The sequence below is a fragment of the Pseudomonas sp. CJQ_9 genome (genome assembly GCF_043106615.1).
GTDB lineage: Bacteria > Pseudomonadota > Gammaproteobacteria > Pseudomonadales > Pseudomonadaceae > Aquipseudomonas > Aquipseudomonas juntendi.
Genome location: NZ_JBICMS010000063.1, coordinates 1 through 14,894, shown reverse-complemented (window position 1 = coordinate 14,894; position 14,894 = coordinate 1). Strand labels below are relative to the sequence as shown.

The 14,894-nt window shown below is 61.3% G+C and carries 14 protein-coding genes; 8 read left to right on the top strand and 6 right to left on the bottom strand.

The genetic code is table 11. The features are described 5' to 3' along the window. Positions 1-9: 9 nt before the first annotated feature. Positions 10-1,050: a low specificity L-threonine aldolase gene (locus tag ACF8SD_RS11705; RefSeq protein ID WP_173887340.1), complete on the bottom strand. Its 1,041-nt coding sequence runs from the start codon at positions 1,048-1,050 to the stop codon at positions 10-12. A 341-nt stretch (positions 1,051-1,391) separates the two neighbouring features. Here ACF8SD_RS11705 and ACF8SD_RS11700 point away from each other — a divergent pair, with 341 nt between their 5' ends. The 7 genes from ACF8SD_RS11700 to fdhA all read left to right on the top strand — a co-directional run bounded on the left by ACF8SD_RS11700 (position 1,392) and on the right by fdhA (position 10,577). Beyond that, positions 1,392-2,645 (top strand): serine hydroxymethyltransferase, encoded by a 1,254-nt coding sequence (locus ACF8SD_RS11700; RefSeq protein WP_085626188.1) that lies wholly within the window; start codon positions 1,392-1,394, stop codon positions 2,643-2,645. A 15-nt stretch (positions 2,646-2,660) separates the two neighbouring features. Next, positions 2,661-3,911, top strand: coding sequence for a sarcosine oxidase subunit beta family protein (locus tag ACF8SD_RS11695; RefSeq protein WP_173887341.1), 1,251 nt, complete (start codon positions 2,661-2,663; stop codon positions 3,909-3,911). A 14-nt stretch (positions 3,912-3,925) separates the two neighbouring features. After that, a complete protein-coding gene (locus ACF8SD_RS11690) occupies positions 3,926-4,261 on the top strand; it encodes a sarcosine oxidase subunit delta (RefSeq protein WP_009683373.1) in 336 nt (111 codons plus the stop codon). Continuing rightward, entirely contained in the window at positions 4,258-7,272 is a 3,015-nt protein-coding gene (locus ACF8SD_RS11685) for a sarcosine oxidase subunit alpha (RefSeq protein WP_392484404.1), read from the top strand. Before ACF8SD_RS11690 ends, ACF8SD_RS11685 begins: the two co-directional genes overlap by 4 nt. A gap of 179 nt (positions 7,273-7,451) precedes the next feature. Next, complete coding sequence (locus ACF8SD_RS11680) at positions 7,452-8,084, top strand: sarcosine oxidase subunit gamma (protein ID WP_115293268.1); 633 nt, start codon at positions 7,452-7,454, stop codon at positions 8,082-8,084. Positions 8,085-8,096: 12 nt separating this feature from the next. Further along, positions 8,097-8,954, top strand: a complete 858-nt coding sequence (gene purU, locus ACF8SD_RS11675) for a formyltetrahydrofolate deformylase (RefSeq protein ID WP_009683377.1) — start codon at positions 8,097-8,099, stop codon at positions 8,952-8,954. A gap of 423 nt (positions 8,955-9,377) precedes the next feature. Beyond that, complete coding sequence (gene fdhA / locus ACF8SD_RS11670) at positions 9,378-10,577, top strand: formaldehyde dehydrogenase, glutathione-independent (protein ID WP_009683378.1); 1,200 nt, start codon at positions 9,378-9,380, stop codon at positions 10,575-10,577. A 44-nt stretch (positions 10,578-10,621) separates the two neighbouring features. Here fdhA and ACF8SD_RS11665 read toward each other — a convergent pair whose 3' ends face one another. The 5 genes from ACF8SD_RS11665 to ACF8SD_RS11645 all read right to left on the bottom strand — a co-directional run bounded on the left by ACF8SD_RS11665 (position 10,622) and on the right by ACF8SD_RS11645 (position 13,962). Continuing rightward, positions 10,622-10,831, bottom strand: a complete 210-nt coding sequence (locus ACF8SD_RS11665) for a hypothetical protein (protein WP_392484403.1) — start codon at positions 10,829-10,831, stop codon at positions 10,622-10,624. A 469-nt stretch (positions 10,832-11,300) separates the two neighbouring features. Beyond that, positions 11,301-11,834, bottom strand: coding sequence for an RHS repeat-associated core domain-containing protein (locus ACF8SD_RS11660; protein ID WP_392484402.1), 534 nt, complete (start codon positions 11,832-11,834; stop codon positions 11,301-11,303). A 128-nt stretch (positions 11,835-11,962) separates the two neighbouring features. After that, positions 11,963-12,232: a DUF3077 domain-containing protein gene (locus ACF8SD_RS11655; protein ID WP_392484401.1), complete on the bottom strand. Its 270-nt coding sequence runs from the start codon at positions 12,230-12,232 to the stop codon at positions 11,963-11,965. Between the two features lie 162 nt (positions 12,233-12,394). Beyond that, a complete protein-coding gene (locus ACF8SD_RS11650) occupies positions 12,395-12,637 on the bottom strand; it encodes a hypothetical protein (protein ID WP_115293272.1) in 243 nt (80 codons plus the stop codon). A 392-nt stretch (positions 12,638-13,029) separates the two neighbouring features. After that, positions 13,030-13,962, bottom strand: coding sequence for an RHS repeat-associated core domain-containing protein (locus tag ACF8SD_RS11645; protein WP_392484400.1), 933 nt, complete (start codon positions 13,960-13,962; stop codon positions 13,030-13,032). Between the two features lie 195 nt (positions 13,963-14,157). On the opposite strand from ACF8SD_RS11645, the gene ACF8SD_RS11640 reads away from it, so the two are divergent. Then, on the top strand, positions 14,158-14,733 hold the full coding sequence (locus tag ACF8SD_RS11640) for a DUF2780 domain-containing protein (protein WP_392484399.1): 576 nt from the start codon (positions 14,158-14,160) through the stop codon (positions 14,731-14,733). Positions 14,734-14,894 lie beyond the last annotated feature (161 nt).

Sequence of the window (14,894 nt, the reverse complement as noted above, 5' to 3'; positions counted from 1 at the left end):
TGCAATCTGTCAGGCGGTGATTATGCTGCGGATATCCGCCGCCAGCTCACGCACCCGCTCTTGCTCGGTATCCCACGAACACATGAACCGCGCCCCACCGCTACCAATGAAGGTATAGAACCGCCAGCCCTTGCCCCGCAGTGCTTCAATGGCGTGCTCCGGCATTTGCAGGAATACCCCGTTGGCCTCCACCGGGAACATCAGTTCCACCCCCGGTACGTCTTTGACCAGCGTGGCCAGCAACTGCGCGCACTGGTTGGCGTGGCTGCCGTGGCGCAGCCAGGCGCCACCTTCCAGCAGCCCCACCCACGGCGCCGACAGGAAGCGCATTTTCGACGCCAGCTGCCCCGCCTGCTTGCAGCGGTAGCCGAAGTCCTCGGCCAGCTGGCGGTTGAAGAACAGGATCGCCTCGCCCACCGCCATACCGTTCTTGGTGCCGCCAAAGCACAGCACGTCGACGCCGGCCTTCCAGGTCAGCTCCGCCGGGCTGCAGCCCAGGAACGCGCAGGCATTGGTGAAGCGCGCGCCGTCCATGTGCAGGTTAAGGCCCAGTTCCTTGCAGGTGGCGCTGATTGCCTTGAGTTCGTCGGGGCGGTAGACAGTGCCGACTTCGGTGGCCTGGGTGATGGTGACCACGCGGGGCTTGGGGTAATGGATGTCCTGGCGCTTGAGCGCCACTTCGCGGATGGACGCCGGCGTCAGCTTGCCGTGCACGCTGGCTGCGGTCAGCAGCTTGGAACCGTTGGAGAAGAACTCGGGTGCGCCGCATTCGTCGGTTTCGACGTGGGCGGTCTCGGAGCAGATCACGCTGTGGTAGCTCTGGCACAACGAGGCCAGGGCCAAGGAGTTGGCAGCAGTGCCATTGAAGGCGAAAAACACTTCGCAGTCGGTTTCGAACAGCTTGCGGAAGTACTCGGCCGCGCGCTCGGTCCATTGGTCGTCGCCATAGGCGCGGTCGTGGCCGTGGTTGGCCTTCTCCATCGCCGCCCAGGCTTCGGGGCAGATGCCGGAATAGTTGTCGCTGGCGAATTGTTGGCTCTTGTCTGTCATGACACTACTGTCCTGTGAACGACGCAGATCAGCACTCTAAACCATCGATTCGGCGGTTGCCTATACAAGCTGTGCAACAGTCGGTTGCTGGGTTGCCTGTGCTGGCCGCTTCGCGGGCAAGCCCGCGCCCACAGGGTTACCTCAAACCCTCAGAACACCGCCAACCTGTGGCAGCGGGCATGCCCGCGAACAGGCCGGCAGCAACGGCAAAAAAACGAATGTCGTAAACGCGCCATTGCAAGGCGTGCGCAGGCATCTGACCTCCCCCGCCCAGTCATAACATCGCCACAAAGGGCCGCAGTGCCCCACGACAAAAAACGATCGCTGCCGGGAGATACACGATGTTCAGCAAGCAAGACCAGATCCAGGGTTACGATGATGCACTGCTGGCGGCGATGAATGCCGAAGAGCAGCGCCAGGAAGACCACATCGAGCTGATCGCCTCGGAAAACTACACCTCCAAGCGCGTGATGCAGGCCCAAGGCAGCGGCCTGACCAACAAATACGCCGAAGGCTACCCAGGCAAGCGCTACTACGGCGGCTGCGAGCACGTCGACAAGGTAGAGGCCCTGGCCATCGAGCGCGCCAAGCAACTGTTCGGCGCCGACTACGCCAACGTCCAGCCGCACTCCGGCTCGTCGGCCAACGGCGCTGTCTACCTGGCCCTGCTGCAGGCCGGTGACACCATCCTCGGCATGAGCCTGGCCCACGGCGGCCACCTGACCCACGGCGCCAAAGTGTCGTCCTCGGGCAAACTGTACAACGCTGTGCAATACGGCATCGACACCAACACTGGTCTGATCGACTACGACGAAGTCGAGCGCCTGGCCGTCGAGCACAAGCCGAAAATGATCGTTGCCGGTTTCTCGGCCTACTCCAAGACCCTGGACTTCCCGCGCTTCCGCGCCATCGCCGACAAAGTGGGTGCACTGCTGTTCGTCGACATGGCCCACGTGGCAGGCCTGGTCGCCGCTGGCCTGTACCCGAACCCGATCCCGTTCGCCGATGTGGTCACCACCACCACCCACAAGACCCTGCGTGGCCCGCGTGGTGGCCTGATCCTGGCCAAGGCCAACGAAGAGATCGAGAAGAAGCTCAACGCCGCGGTCTTCCCGGGCGCCCAGGGCGGCCCGCTGATGCACGTGATCGCCGCCAAGGCCGTGTGCTTCAAGGAAGCCCTGGAACCTGGCTTCAAGGCCTACCAGCAACAAGTGATCGAAAACGCCCAGGCCATGGCCCAGGTGTTCATCGACCGCGGCTATGACGTGGTGTCCGGCGGTACCGACAACCACCTGTTCCTGGTCAGCCTGATTCGTCAGGGCCTCACCGGCAAGGATGCCGACGCAGCCCTGGGCCGCGCTCACATTACCGTCAACAAGAACGCCGTGCCGAACGACCCGCAGTCTCCGTTCGTTACCTCGGGCCTGCGCATCGGCACCCCGGCCGTCACCACCCGCGGCTTCAAGGTCGCCCAGTGCGTGGCCCTGGCCGGCTGGATCTGCGACATCCTCGACAACCTCGGTGACGCAGACGTGGAAGCCGATGTGGCGAAGAACGTCGCGGCACTGTGCGCTGATTTCCCTGTTTACCGCTGAGTGGAGTAAACGACAATGCAACGCTATTCGGGCTTCGGCCTTTTCAAGCACTCCCTCAGCCACCACGAGAACTGGCAGCGCATGTGGCGCACGCCGACCCCTAAAAAGGTCTACGACGTGGTTATCGTTGGTGGTGGCGGCCATGGCCTGGCCACGGCCTACTACCTGGCCAAGGAGCACGGCATCACCAACGTGGCCGTGATCGAAAAAGGCTACCTGGGCGGTGGCAACACTGCCCGTAACACCACCATCGTGCGCTCCAACTACCTGTGGGACGAGTCGGCCCACCTGTACGAGCACGCCATGAAGCTGTGGGAGGGCCTGTCCCAGGACCTCAACTACAATGTCATGTTCTCCCAGCGCGGCGTGTACAACCTGTGCCACACCCTGCAGGACATGCGTGACTCCGAGCGTCGCGTGTCGGCCAACCGCCTGAACGGCGTGGATGGCGAGCTGCTGAACACCGCCCAGGTCGCGGCCGAAATCCCGTACCTGGACTGCTCGAAGAACACCCGCTACCCGATCCTTGGCGCCACCGTGCAGCGCCGCGGCGGCGTGGCCCGTCACGACGCCGTGGCCTGGGGCTATGCCCGTGCCGCCGACGCCCTGGGTGTGGACCTGATCCAGCAAACCGAGGTGATCGGTTTCCGCAAGGAAAACGGTGCCGTCATCGGTGTGGAAACCAACAAGGGCTTCATCGGCGCCAAGCGCGTCGGCGTGGTCACCGCCGGTAACTCGGGGCACATGGCCAAGCTGGCCGGCTTCCGCCTGCCGCTGGAATCGCACCCGCTGCAAGCCCTGGTATCCGAGCCGATCAAGCCAATCATCGACAGCGTGATCATGTCCAACGCCGTACACGGCTACATCAGCCAGTCCGACAAGGGCGACCTGGTGATCGGTGCCGGTATCGACAGCTGGGTCGGTTACGGCCAGCGCGGTTCGTACCCGGTGATCGAGCACACCCTGCAAGCCATCGTCGAAATGTTCCCCAACCTGTCGCGCGTTCGCATGAACCGCCAATGGGGCGGCATCGTCGATACCTCGCCGGACGCCTGCCCGATCATCACCAAAACCCCGGTCAAGAACATGTTCTTCAACTGCGGTTGGGGTACTGGCGGCTTCAAGGCGACCCCGGGTTCGGGCAACGTCTTTGCCGCGAGCCTGGCCAAGGGCGAAATGCACCCACTGGCTGCGCCGTTCTCCATGGACCGCTTCTACAATGGCGCACTGATCGACGAACACGGCGCCGCCGCCGTCGCCCACTAACCGGAGACACCGTCATGTTGCATATTTTCTGTCCCCACTGCGGCGAGCTGCGCTCCGAAGAAGAGTTCCACGCCTCTGGCCAGGCGCACATCGCCCGCCCGCTGGACCCGGCCGCCTGCTCCGACGAGGAGTGGGGTACCTACATGTTCTACCGTGACAACCCACGCGGTATTCACCACGAACTGTGGGACCACGTTGCCGGCTGCCGCCAGTACTTCAACGTCACCCGCGACACCGTGACCTACGAAATTCTGGAAACCTACAAGATTGGCGAAAAGCCGCAAGTGACCGCCAACGGTAAAGCTGCCAGCGCACCGTCCGCCGTCAAAGGCCAAGGGGAAAAAGTATGAGCCAGACCTATCGCCTCGCCAGCGGCGGCCGTATCGACCGCAGCAAGGTCCTGAACTTCACCTTCAACGGCAAGACCTACCAGGGTTATGCCGGTGACAGCCTGGCCGCCGCGTTGCTGGCCAACGGCGTCGACATCGTTGGCCGCAGCTTCAAGTACTCGCGCCCCCGCGGCATCATCGCCGCCGGCACCGAAGAGCCGAACGCCATCCTGCAGATCGGCTCCAGCGAAGCCACGCAGATCCCCAACGTGCGTGCCACCCAGCAGGCGCTGTATGCAGGCCTGGTCGCCACCAGCACCAACGGCTGGCCGAACGTCAACAACGACGTCATGGGCATCCTGGGCAAGGTCGGCGGCAGCATGATGCCGCCGGGCTTCTACTACAAAACCTTCATGTACCCCAAATCGTTCTGGATGACTTACGAGAAGTACATCCGCAAGGCAGCCGGCCTGGGCCGTGCACCGCTGCAGAACGACCCGGACAGCTACGACTACATGAACCAGCACTGCGACGTGCTGATCGTCGGTGCCGGCCCTGCTGGCCTGGCAGCAGCACTGGCCGCCGCGCGCAGCGGTGCCCGGGTGATACTGGCCGACGAACAGGAAGAGTTCGGCGGCAGCCTGCTCGATACCCGCGAAACCCTGGACGGCAAGCCTGCCGCCGAATGGGTCAGCGCCGTGGTCAAAGAGCTGGAAGGCCTGCCGGAAGTGACCCTGCTGCCACGTGCCACGGTCAACGGCTACCACGACCATAACTTCCTGACCATTCACGAGCGCCTCACCGACCACCTGGGCGACCGCGCCCCGATCGGCCAGGTACGCCACCGCGTGCACCGTGTGCGCGCCAAGCGCGTGGTACTGGCTGCCGGCGCCCACGAGCGCCCGCTGGTGTACGGCAACAACGACGTGCCGGGCAACATGCTGGCCGGTGCCGTGTCCACCTACGTACGCCGCTACGGCGTGGCCCCGGGCCGTAAGCTGGTGCTGTCGACCAACAACGACCACGCCTACCGCGCGGCGCTGGACTGGCACGATGCCGGCCTGCAAGTGGTCGCCATTGCCGATGCCCGCCACAACCCACGTGGTTCGCTGGTTGAAGAAGCGCGTGCCAAAGGCATTCGTATCCTTACCTCCAGTGCTGTGATCGAGGCCAAGGGCAGCAAGCACGTGACCGGCGCCCGTGTGGCGGCGATCGATGTGCAGGCGCACAAGGTCACCAGCCCTGGTGAAACCCTCGAGTGCGACCTGATCGCCTCGTCGGGCGGTTACAGCCCGATCGTTCACCTGGCATCGCACCTGGGCGGCCGCCCGGTATGGCGTGACGACATCCTCGGTTTCGTACCGGGCGATGCGTCGCAAAAACGCGAATGCGTGGGTGGCATCAACGGCGTCTACGCCCTGGGCGATGTGATTGCCGATGGTTTCGAAGGCGGCGTTCGCGCGGCCACCGAAGCCGGTTTCAAGGCCACCGTTGGCACCCTGCCGAAAACCGTTGCGCGCAAGGAAGAGGCCACCGTGGCGCTGTTCCTGGTACCGCACGACAAGGGCACCAAAGGGCCGAAGCAGTTCGTCGACCAGCAGAACGACGTGACCGCCGCCGGCATCGAACTGGCCACCCGTGAAGGTTTCGAGTCGGTCGAGCACGTCAAACGCTACACCGCGCTGGGCTTTGGTACCGACCAGGGCAAGCTGGGCAACATCAACGGCCTGGCCATTGCCGCCCGTTCCATCGGCATTACCATTCCGGAAATGGGTACCACCATGTTCCGCCCCAACTACACGCCGGTCACCTTCGGCGCGGTAGCGGGCCGCCACTGTGGTCACCTGTTCGAGCCCGTACGCTTCACCGCCCTGCATGCCTGGCACGTGAAGAACGGCGCCGAGTTCGAAGACGTCGGCCAGTGGAAGCGCCCGTGGTACTTCCCCAAGGCCGGTGAAGATATCCATGCTGCCGTGGCCCGCGAATGCAAGGCCGTGCGTGACAGCGTGGGCCTGCTGGACGCCTCCACCCTAGGCAAGATCGACATCCAGGGCCCGGATGCCCGTGAGTTCCTCAACCGCATCTACACCAACGCCTGGACCAAGCTCGACGTGGGCAAGGCCCGTTACGGCCTGATGTGCAAGGAAGACGGCATGGTCTTCGACGATGGCGTAACCGCCTGCGTCGGCGACAACCACTTCATCATGACCACCACCACCGGCGGCGCTGCACGCGTGCTGCAGTGGATGGAGCTGTACCACCAGACCGAATGGCCAGAGCTGAAGGTGTACTTCACTTCGGTCACCGACCACTGGGCCACCATGACCCTGTCCGGCCCCAACAGCCGCAAGCTGCTCAGCGAGCTGACCGACATTGACATGGACAAGGAAGCTTTCCCGTTCATGACCTGGAAGGAAGGCAACGTAGGCGGGGTACCGGCCCGTGTGTTCCGTATTTCGTTCACCGGTGAGCTGTCGTACGAAGTGAACGTGCAGGCCAACTACGCCATGGGCGTGCTGGAACAGATCATCGAGGCGGGCAAGAAGTACAACCTGACCCCGTATGGCACCGAGACCATGCACGTTCTGCGCGCCGAGAAGGGCTTCATCATCGTCGGTCAGGACACCGACGGCTCGATGACCCCGGACGACCTGAACATGAGCTGGTGCGTGGGCCGCAACAAGCCGTTCTCGTGGATCGGCCTGCGTGGCATGAACCGGGAAGACTGCGTGCGTGAAAACCGCAAGCAGCTGGTGGGCCTGAAGCCGATCGACCCGACCAAGTGGCTGCCGGAAGGCGCCCAACTGGTATTCGATCCCAAGCAGCCGATCCCGATGGACATGGTTGGCCACGTGACCTCCAGCTATGCGTCGAACTCGCTGGGCTACTCGTTCGCCATGGGCGTGGTCAAAGGCGGCCTCAAGCGCATGGGCGAGCGCGTCTACTCGCCGCAGGCGGATGGCAGCGTGATCGAGGCGGAAATCGTGTCTTCGGTGTTCTTCGATCCGAAGGGTGAGCGGCAGAACGTTTGACTCCGGGCCCTGTGGGGGCAGGCCAGGCCCAATCGCCGGCAAGCCAGCTCCCACAGGATCGATGCAGTTTTGAAGGTTGGTGAGGTCCCTGTGGGAGCTGGCTTGCCGGCGATGAGGCCGGTAGCCCCAACACAAAAGCGGCGTCGCATCGACGAACAAGAATTCAAGGCAGGTAAGAAATGAGCGCTATCAACGTCTTCCAGCAAAACCCCGGCGCCGAGGCCAAGGCCCAGTCGCCACTGCACCACGCCGACCTGGCCAGCCTGGTTGGCAAAGGCCGCAAGAACGCAGGCGTAACCCTGCGCGAAAAGAAGTTTCTGGGCCACCTGACCCTGCGCGGCGATGGCCATGACCCGGAATTCGCCGCGGGTGTACACAAGGCCCTGGGCCTGGAGTTGCCTGTAGCACTGACCGTGGTGGCCAACGGCGACATGTCGCTGCAATGGGTCGGCCCCGATGAGTGGCTGCTGATCGTGCCTGGCGGCCAGGAACTGGCGGTCGAGCAAAAGCTGCGTGCAGCCCTCGAAGGCCAGCACATCCAGGTGGTCAATGTGAGCGGCGGGCAAAGCCTGCTGGAACTGCGCGGCCCCCATGTACGTGAAGTGCTGATGAAGTCCACCAGCTATGATGTTCACCCGAACAACTTCCCGGTGGGCAAGGCCGTCGGCACCGTGTTCGCCAAGTCGCAACTGGTGATCCGCCGTACCGCCGAAGACACCTGGGAACTGGTGATTCGCCGCAGCTTCGCCGACTACTGGTGGCTGTGGCTGCAGGACGCTTCGGCCGAGTACGGCCTGAGCATCGAGGCTTAAGGAGCGCAGAACATGAGTCGGGCACCGGATACCTGGATTCTCACCGCCGACTGCCCGAGCATGCTCGGCACCGTCGACGTGGTGACGCGTTACCTCTTCGAGCAGCGCTGCTACGTGACGGAGCACCACTCCTTCGACGACCGGCAGTCGGGGCGTTTCTTCATTCGCGTGGAGTTTCGCCAGCCGGACGATTTCGATGAAGCCGGCTTTCGCGCCGGCCTTGCCGAGCGCGGCGAAGCGTTCGGCATGGTGTTCGAGCTGACCGCCCCGAATCACCGCCCCAAAGTGGTGATCATGGTGTCCAAGGCCGACCACTGCCTGAACGACCTGCTGTATCGCCAACGCATTGGCCAACTGGGCATGGACGTGGTCGCGGTGGTGTCCAACCACCCCGACCTCGAACCCTTGGCGCATTGGCACAAGATCCCGTACTACCACTTTGCCCTCGACCCCAAGGACAAGCCTGGGCAAGAGCGCAAGGTGTTGCAGGTCATCGAGGAAACCGGCGCCGAGCTGGTGATTCTTGCGCGCTACATGCAAGTGCTGTCGCCTGAGCTGTGCCGGCGCCTGGACGGCTGGGCGATCAACATCCACCACTCGTTGCTGCCCGGGTTCAAGGGCGCCAAGCCTTATCACCAGGCCTACAACAAGGGCGTGAAGATGGTCGGTGCCACGGCGCACTACATCAACAACGACCTCGACGAAGGGCCGATCATTGCCCAGGGCGTCGAGGTGGTGGACCACAGCCATTACCCGGAAGACCTGATCGCCAAGGGCCGCGACATCGAATGCCTGACCCTGGCGCGGGCGGTGGGGTATCACATCGAGCGGCGGGTGTTCCTCAACGCCAACCGGACTGTAGTTCTGTAATGACCTGTGCCGGCCTCTTCGCGGCTAAAGCCGCTCCTACAGGTACTGCGTGAACTCAAAGCCAGCGCAGTACCTGTGGGAGCGGGCAAGCCCGCGAAGCAGGCGACGCGGTGTATGGCACCGGCTACGCCGGTGATCGCCGGCAAGCCAGCTCCCACAGGGATATCACAGGCCTCAAAGGCTGTGCTTTACCTGTAGGAGCGGCTTTAGCCGCGAAGAGGCCGCCACAGGCCACCACCTCTGTTTGCCCCCCATACCTTCCAACGACAAACCTGCCGCTAAATGGCATCTCCCTGTCGCTCCCAGTCAGTGCACCCGGCCCCATCAGGCCCACAATTCCCCTCATCCAGAAACACATGCCGCCCAAGGATGGCGGCGCGTTCAACCACCGCTGCATAAATAAAAATCAAGCGAGGTAAGAGCATGTCTGGCAATCGTGGAGTGGTATATCTCGGCGCCGGCAAGGTCGAGGTGCAGAAGATCGACTATCCGAAAATGCAGGACCCACGCGGCAAGAAAATCGAGCATGGCGTGATCCTGAAGGTGGTCTCCACCAACATCTGCGGCTCCGACCAACACATGGTCCGCGGCCGCACCACTGCCCAGGTCGGCCTGGTTCTGGGCCATGAAATCACCGGTGAAATCGTCGAGAAAGGCAGCGACGTCGAGCGCATGCAGATCGGCGACCTGGTTTCGGTACCGTTCAACGTTGCCTGCGGCCGTTGCCGCTCGTGCAAAGAGATGCACACCGGTGTGTGCCTCACCGTCAACCCGGCCCGCGCCGGCGGTGCCTACGGTTACGTCGACATGGGCGACTGGACCGGCGGCCAGGCCGAGTACGTGCTGGTGCCCTACGCCGACTTCAACCTGCTGAAACTGCCCGAGCGCGACAAGGCCATGGAGAAGATCCGTGACCTGACTTGCCTGTCCGACATCCTGCCAACCGGCTACCACGGCGCCGTCACTGCCGGCGTAGGCCCAGGCAGCACCGTGTATGTCGCTGGTGCCGGCCCGGTCGGCCTGGCCGCCGCTGCCTCGGCGCGCCTGCTGGGTGCTGCTTGCGTCATCGTCGGCGACCTCAACCCGGCCCGCCTGGCCCACGCCAAGTCACAGGGCTTTGAAGTGGTCGACCTGTCCAAGGACACCCCGCTGCACGAGCAGATCGTCGATATCCTCGGCGAGCCGGAGGTGGACTGCGCCGTTGACGCCGTGGGCTTCGAGGCCCGCGGCCATGGCCATGAAGGTGCCAAGCACGAAGCCCCGGCCACCGTACTCAACTCGCTGATGCAGGTTACCCGCGTAGCCGGCAACATCGGTATCCCGGGCCTGTACGTGACCGAAGACCCGGGCGCGGTGGACGCTGCCGCCAAGATCGGCGCGCTGAGCATCCGCTTCGGCCTGGGCTGGGCCAAGTCGCACAGCTTCCACACCGGCCAGACCCCGACCATGAAGTATAACCGCCAGCTGATGCAGGCGATCATGTGGGACCGCATCAACATTGCCGAAGTGGTGGGCGTGCAGGTGATCAACCTGGACCAGGCGCCGGAAGGGTATGGCGAGTTTGATGCCGGGGTGCCGAAGAAGTTTGTGATCGACCCGCACAAGATGTGGGGCGCTGCTTGATTGCGTGATGTAACAAAGAGCCCCTCATCTTGAGGGGCTCTTTTTTATGGCTGCTTGACTGAGCCTTGCACGGCAAGCACCGAGCCCATCTGATCGGTTGCCAGCGGGCCGCCGGCTTTGGTGTCGTCTGTACTCAGCTCTGCCAGCGGTTGTTCCGCAATGCGCAAGATGGTGCGACCCTTATCGCCTTCTTTTACGGTAACGAGCTTGTCGTCCTGGTAGAAAAAAAGCGTGCTGTTCGGTGCTTTGCTCATGGTTCAAGTCCCTGCCGCAGTGGATGAATGGGAGCTGCTTGAAGCCTATTCTGAACAGCTGCAGGAATTTTGATACTGGCAGAAATAATAGTTTTAATGTCTACCCGGCCCCCGAGCTCACTGATACCGCATGGCGAATGCTGGCGAGATGCCGCGCTAATGGTGCCAGGATGACGGATCATGTCTTCGGCTATAGTTTGGGTTTTCACGGAGCCTGGCGGCACCTTGCACATGATAAGACAGAGCTGGAGGCGTTGGGCTCGCTGATCTGCTATGGGACGGGGTCGAATCGCTGGAAGTGGTGGTTGATGATGACGGGGAGATATCCTGTCGTAGTTGCCGATTCGACTCTTGTGTGGATTGAATCGGGTTGATTGTGGCTGTGGGTTTCGCGCCTGTTGTTGAGGCAACTAGCAGCGGTTCATGCCTTGCATCCACCGTTACCCACTCAACTGGTGGTGGAGGGTTATCAGTATGGAGTGGTGGTACGCGCTGAAAGGGCTACTGTTTTAGTGAGCGTTGAACGGGCCGATGGTTGTTCGGACATAGGGCTGGTGCCAGTGAATGAGGCTCGTCTGGCTTGATTTGGGGCAGAATGGTAATTGAGCGACGGCAACGAAGTTGTTCTCTTGAGCGTAGAAGGCCCAAGCCACCGGCCTGCCTGGCTTGCCATATTTTTCTTGACGCGCATGATTTGCCCATTGCTCAAGAACACAAGTGCTCGCCCGCTAGGGTCCGCGCTGTTCACGGGATCTCCTTCGCAATAGCAATACGCATTCAGCCCACCTCTTCCGAATGGGCTCCAGCTGTCAGGTGAGCAAAACCGCATTAACAAAGGGCTATATGAACGGTAGCCGTTGCCGAGGTGGTAGCTCGTGGTGGCACGCTGCAGTTGTTCTCCGTTGAAGCCGAGTACCGCCTTACTGGTTTGCAGTACTGAACTGTGACCGTAGGCCGAATAGTTACGCCTTTCTGGATGGATTTCGCTCTGGGCTTTGTTCATGTCTGGCCTAACGTCTGCGGGAGGTCACGCCATTTTGAACAATTGCCCCAATTTCGATACTGGTAGAAATAACGGTTTCTGTGGGAGCGGGCGGGCCCGCGAAGAGGCCAGCCCTGCCAACCCATCACTCAGCGCATCATCCCCAACTCAGCATCATCCATCAGCGCCTTGGCCAACGCGCTCAGGTAATGTGAAGCCCAGAGCAACTGCGGTTTGTTGTCCATCAGGCCGTCAATGGTCAAATCCCGCACATAGCCCATCAGTTCCGAGGCTTGTTCTCGTGCATCCTGGCAAGGGATGCCTGGGGCGATGCAGAACAACGCGTGGGTCTTGTTTTCGCCTTGGTAAAACACGGTTTTGCCAACGGTTGTATTGGGTTTGGTGTTTTCTGTTGTCATTGTTTATTCCCTTGAGATTGGCTGCGCCTGTTCCGGCCGCTTCGCGGGTGAACCCGCCCCTACAGGTCAGGTTCGTCACAGGCGCAAAGCCGAGCGCAAATCCCTGTGGGAGCGGCTTTAGCCGCGAAGAGGCCAGCTCAGGCAACGCAAGGCTTGAAGCCCTTAATGCAACGTCCGCGGCTCAGAAGGCAACTGGACCTGGATCAAGGCTGCTTCAAGCAGTGCTCGCAACGCCTCGAGTTCATGCATCGTCGCCATGATCAGTACCGAGCCTGGCGACTTGGGCTGCAGCAGCACCGCCTGCTGCGCGACCGTTTGCGCGCACAGGGCGTACTCCGCGGCCTGGATGAGTGTGTCTTCTAGGGAATGATAAGTGTGGGGTGGATCGGGGACGATCTTAAGCATGCTGGATGACCTCTAAGTGATGCCACCACCGGTCTGCTGTCAAACAAGAAGGAGGCAGCTGTACATGGGTTGACAGACCGGTAGGTCAACCAAAACCCGGCGCACATGAGTGCCCCATGCACAGCTGCCATAACGGCAAAAGCCATGTGGTTGACGAGTGCGGCCTGTCAAAGCCGGTCGCTGATTTCGCAGCGACCGCCCGAGACTAGAGCCCAGCCCAGATCATCGCAATGGCTTAAGCGGCTTGTGACTGTAATTCAGAAACGTCCTACAGGTAAGTGGAAAAAACGGAAAATGTTGTCGCCATAGGCGCGTTGTTGAATTTCGCCGCAAGGTCCAAATCAGCTTGGCCCTTTCTGCCCGCTATTACACTAGCCTGGCAAAGACTGGGCTTAATCATTTCTGATTCGTTCTGACATGTAATAAATGGCACCCCCGACGGCGCCAATAGCACCACTGAAGATGAGTATTCCTGTAGCAGCAAGCCTTGAGTCGTCTCTTATACCAGATTTACTTATGCCGGTACCGAGATCTGCTTGCGAACCGCCCTCTGAGTGCTCGGGGGGGCGGTTTGGTTTTTTTCGGGGGGTCACGGAAACTTGCTTTGATTGGGGTTTCCTAGATATGGATTCATCCCCATCGAAAGGCACCTTTGTATAGTCGCTATCTTTGTAAACGCCCAACCAACCGTCTAGGAACGGCTTTTTACTTGGCGGAGGCGTATAAGCCCGTGGCTTATGTATCAGTGGGATATCAAAGGCAATACTAACTAGTTTATTATCGGCTAGGTTTGCGATCGTTGCGAACGTGGCGGGTGGGGTGGGGGTAGGGGCAAATAACTTCCGAATCCGTTGGAAGAAGCGACCGCTCGGGTCCGTGCGGTTAATAGGGTCACCTCCACAGTAAGCAGCTGGGTGCAGCCCACCTTTATCGAATGGGCTCAATGGATCAATGCTGCAGAAACGCATCAGTGCGGGGTTGTATAGTCGACGTCCTGCACCCAGGGGGTAACCATGAGTACGGGAATCACACCACTGCCCGTTGAATCCAAGCAGCGCTTGCAATTTTTCCGTAGCCAGATATCCGTAGGGTGAATACACCGCTGAACCAGATGCGGATCCTAGGACTGAATTAGCAAAGTCAACTCGAAGCACTTTCGCTGTTTGCGATTGATCAAGTTGAGCCAGCACCACGTCATTTGCCCATAACACGTGACGATTGCCCAGCGTGGCTACTTCTGTTGCCAAATGACCATTTTTATAAAAATGCAGGCTTCGCTGAGGTGCTAGACCCTGTGCGTTTTTGCTGGTGGAAGGGGTACTCATGATGGTGACCGGAGTATTGGTTGCTGTATCGGCACTTTGCGCGGTCCGTAAACCCATCACAACTAGCAGTTTTAACAGGTCAAAAGCACTGAGGTGGACGACAAAATTGGTCGACAGCCGGGTCGGAACAAACCCCCGAATCTCCAGTCAAAAAGCTCGTTTCCCAGGCCATCCCGGCCAACGAGGTCCCTCCCGATGAAAGCATTCACCCTGGCAACCCTGTTAACCCTGGCCGCAAGCCCGGTGTTCGCCTTCAACCTCAGCGACGCCGCCAACGCCGTATCCGCCATGCAGAACCAGCAACAGCAAGGCCGGGTACAGGCGCCCCAGGCGCAGGCCGATTTGCTCAACACCCTGGGCAGCCAGTTGAACATCACCCCCGAACAGGCCGTGGGCGGGGCGGGGGCCATGCTGGGTTTGGCACGCAACAGCCTGAGCAGCGAGGACTATGGCCAGCTGACCAAGGCGGTACCGGGCCTGGACCTGTTGTCGGGCGCCAATGCCCTGGGCGGGCTAAGTGGCTTGGGGGATTTGCTGGGCAGCAACAAGGGTAGCCAGTCGGCTTTGGACAAGGCATTGGGTAACGACGTGCAGAACCGTAGCGACCTGGACAATGCCTTCAAGGCCCTGGGCATGGATACCGGAATGATCGGGCAGTTCGCGCCGTTGTTGCTGCAGTACCTGGGGCAGCAGGGGATTGCTGGTTCGTTGCTGCAGAACCTGGGGAGTTTGTGGACCACGCCAGCGCCGTTGGCTCAGCCTTCGGTCTGATGGCTCTTTAGCGCCAGGGCTGGCATCACCGCCGTTGAAAGCTGGCACCTCAAATTTGTAGGAGCGGCCTTGTGTCGCGAAAGGGCCGCGCAGCGGCCCCGGCAATCTTCGACGCGAAGCTGAAATCCTGGGGCCGCTTCGCGCCCCTTTCGCGACACAAG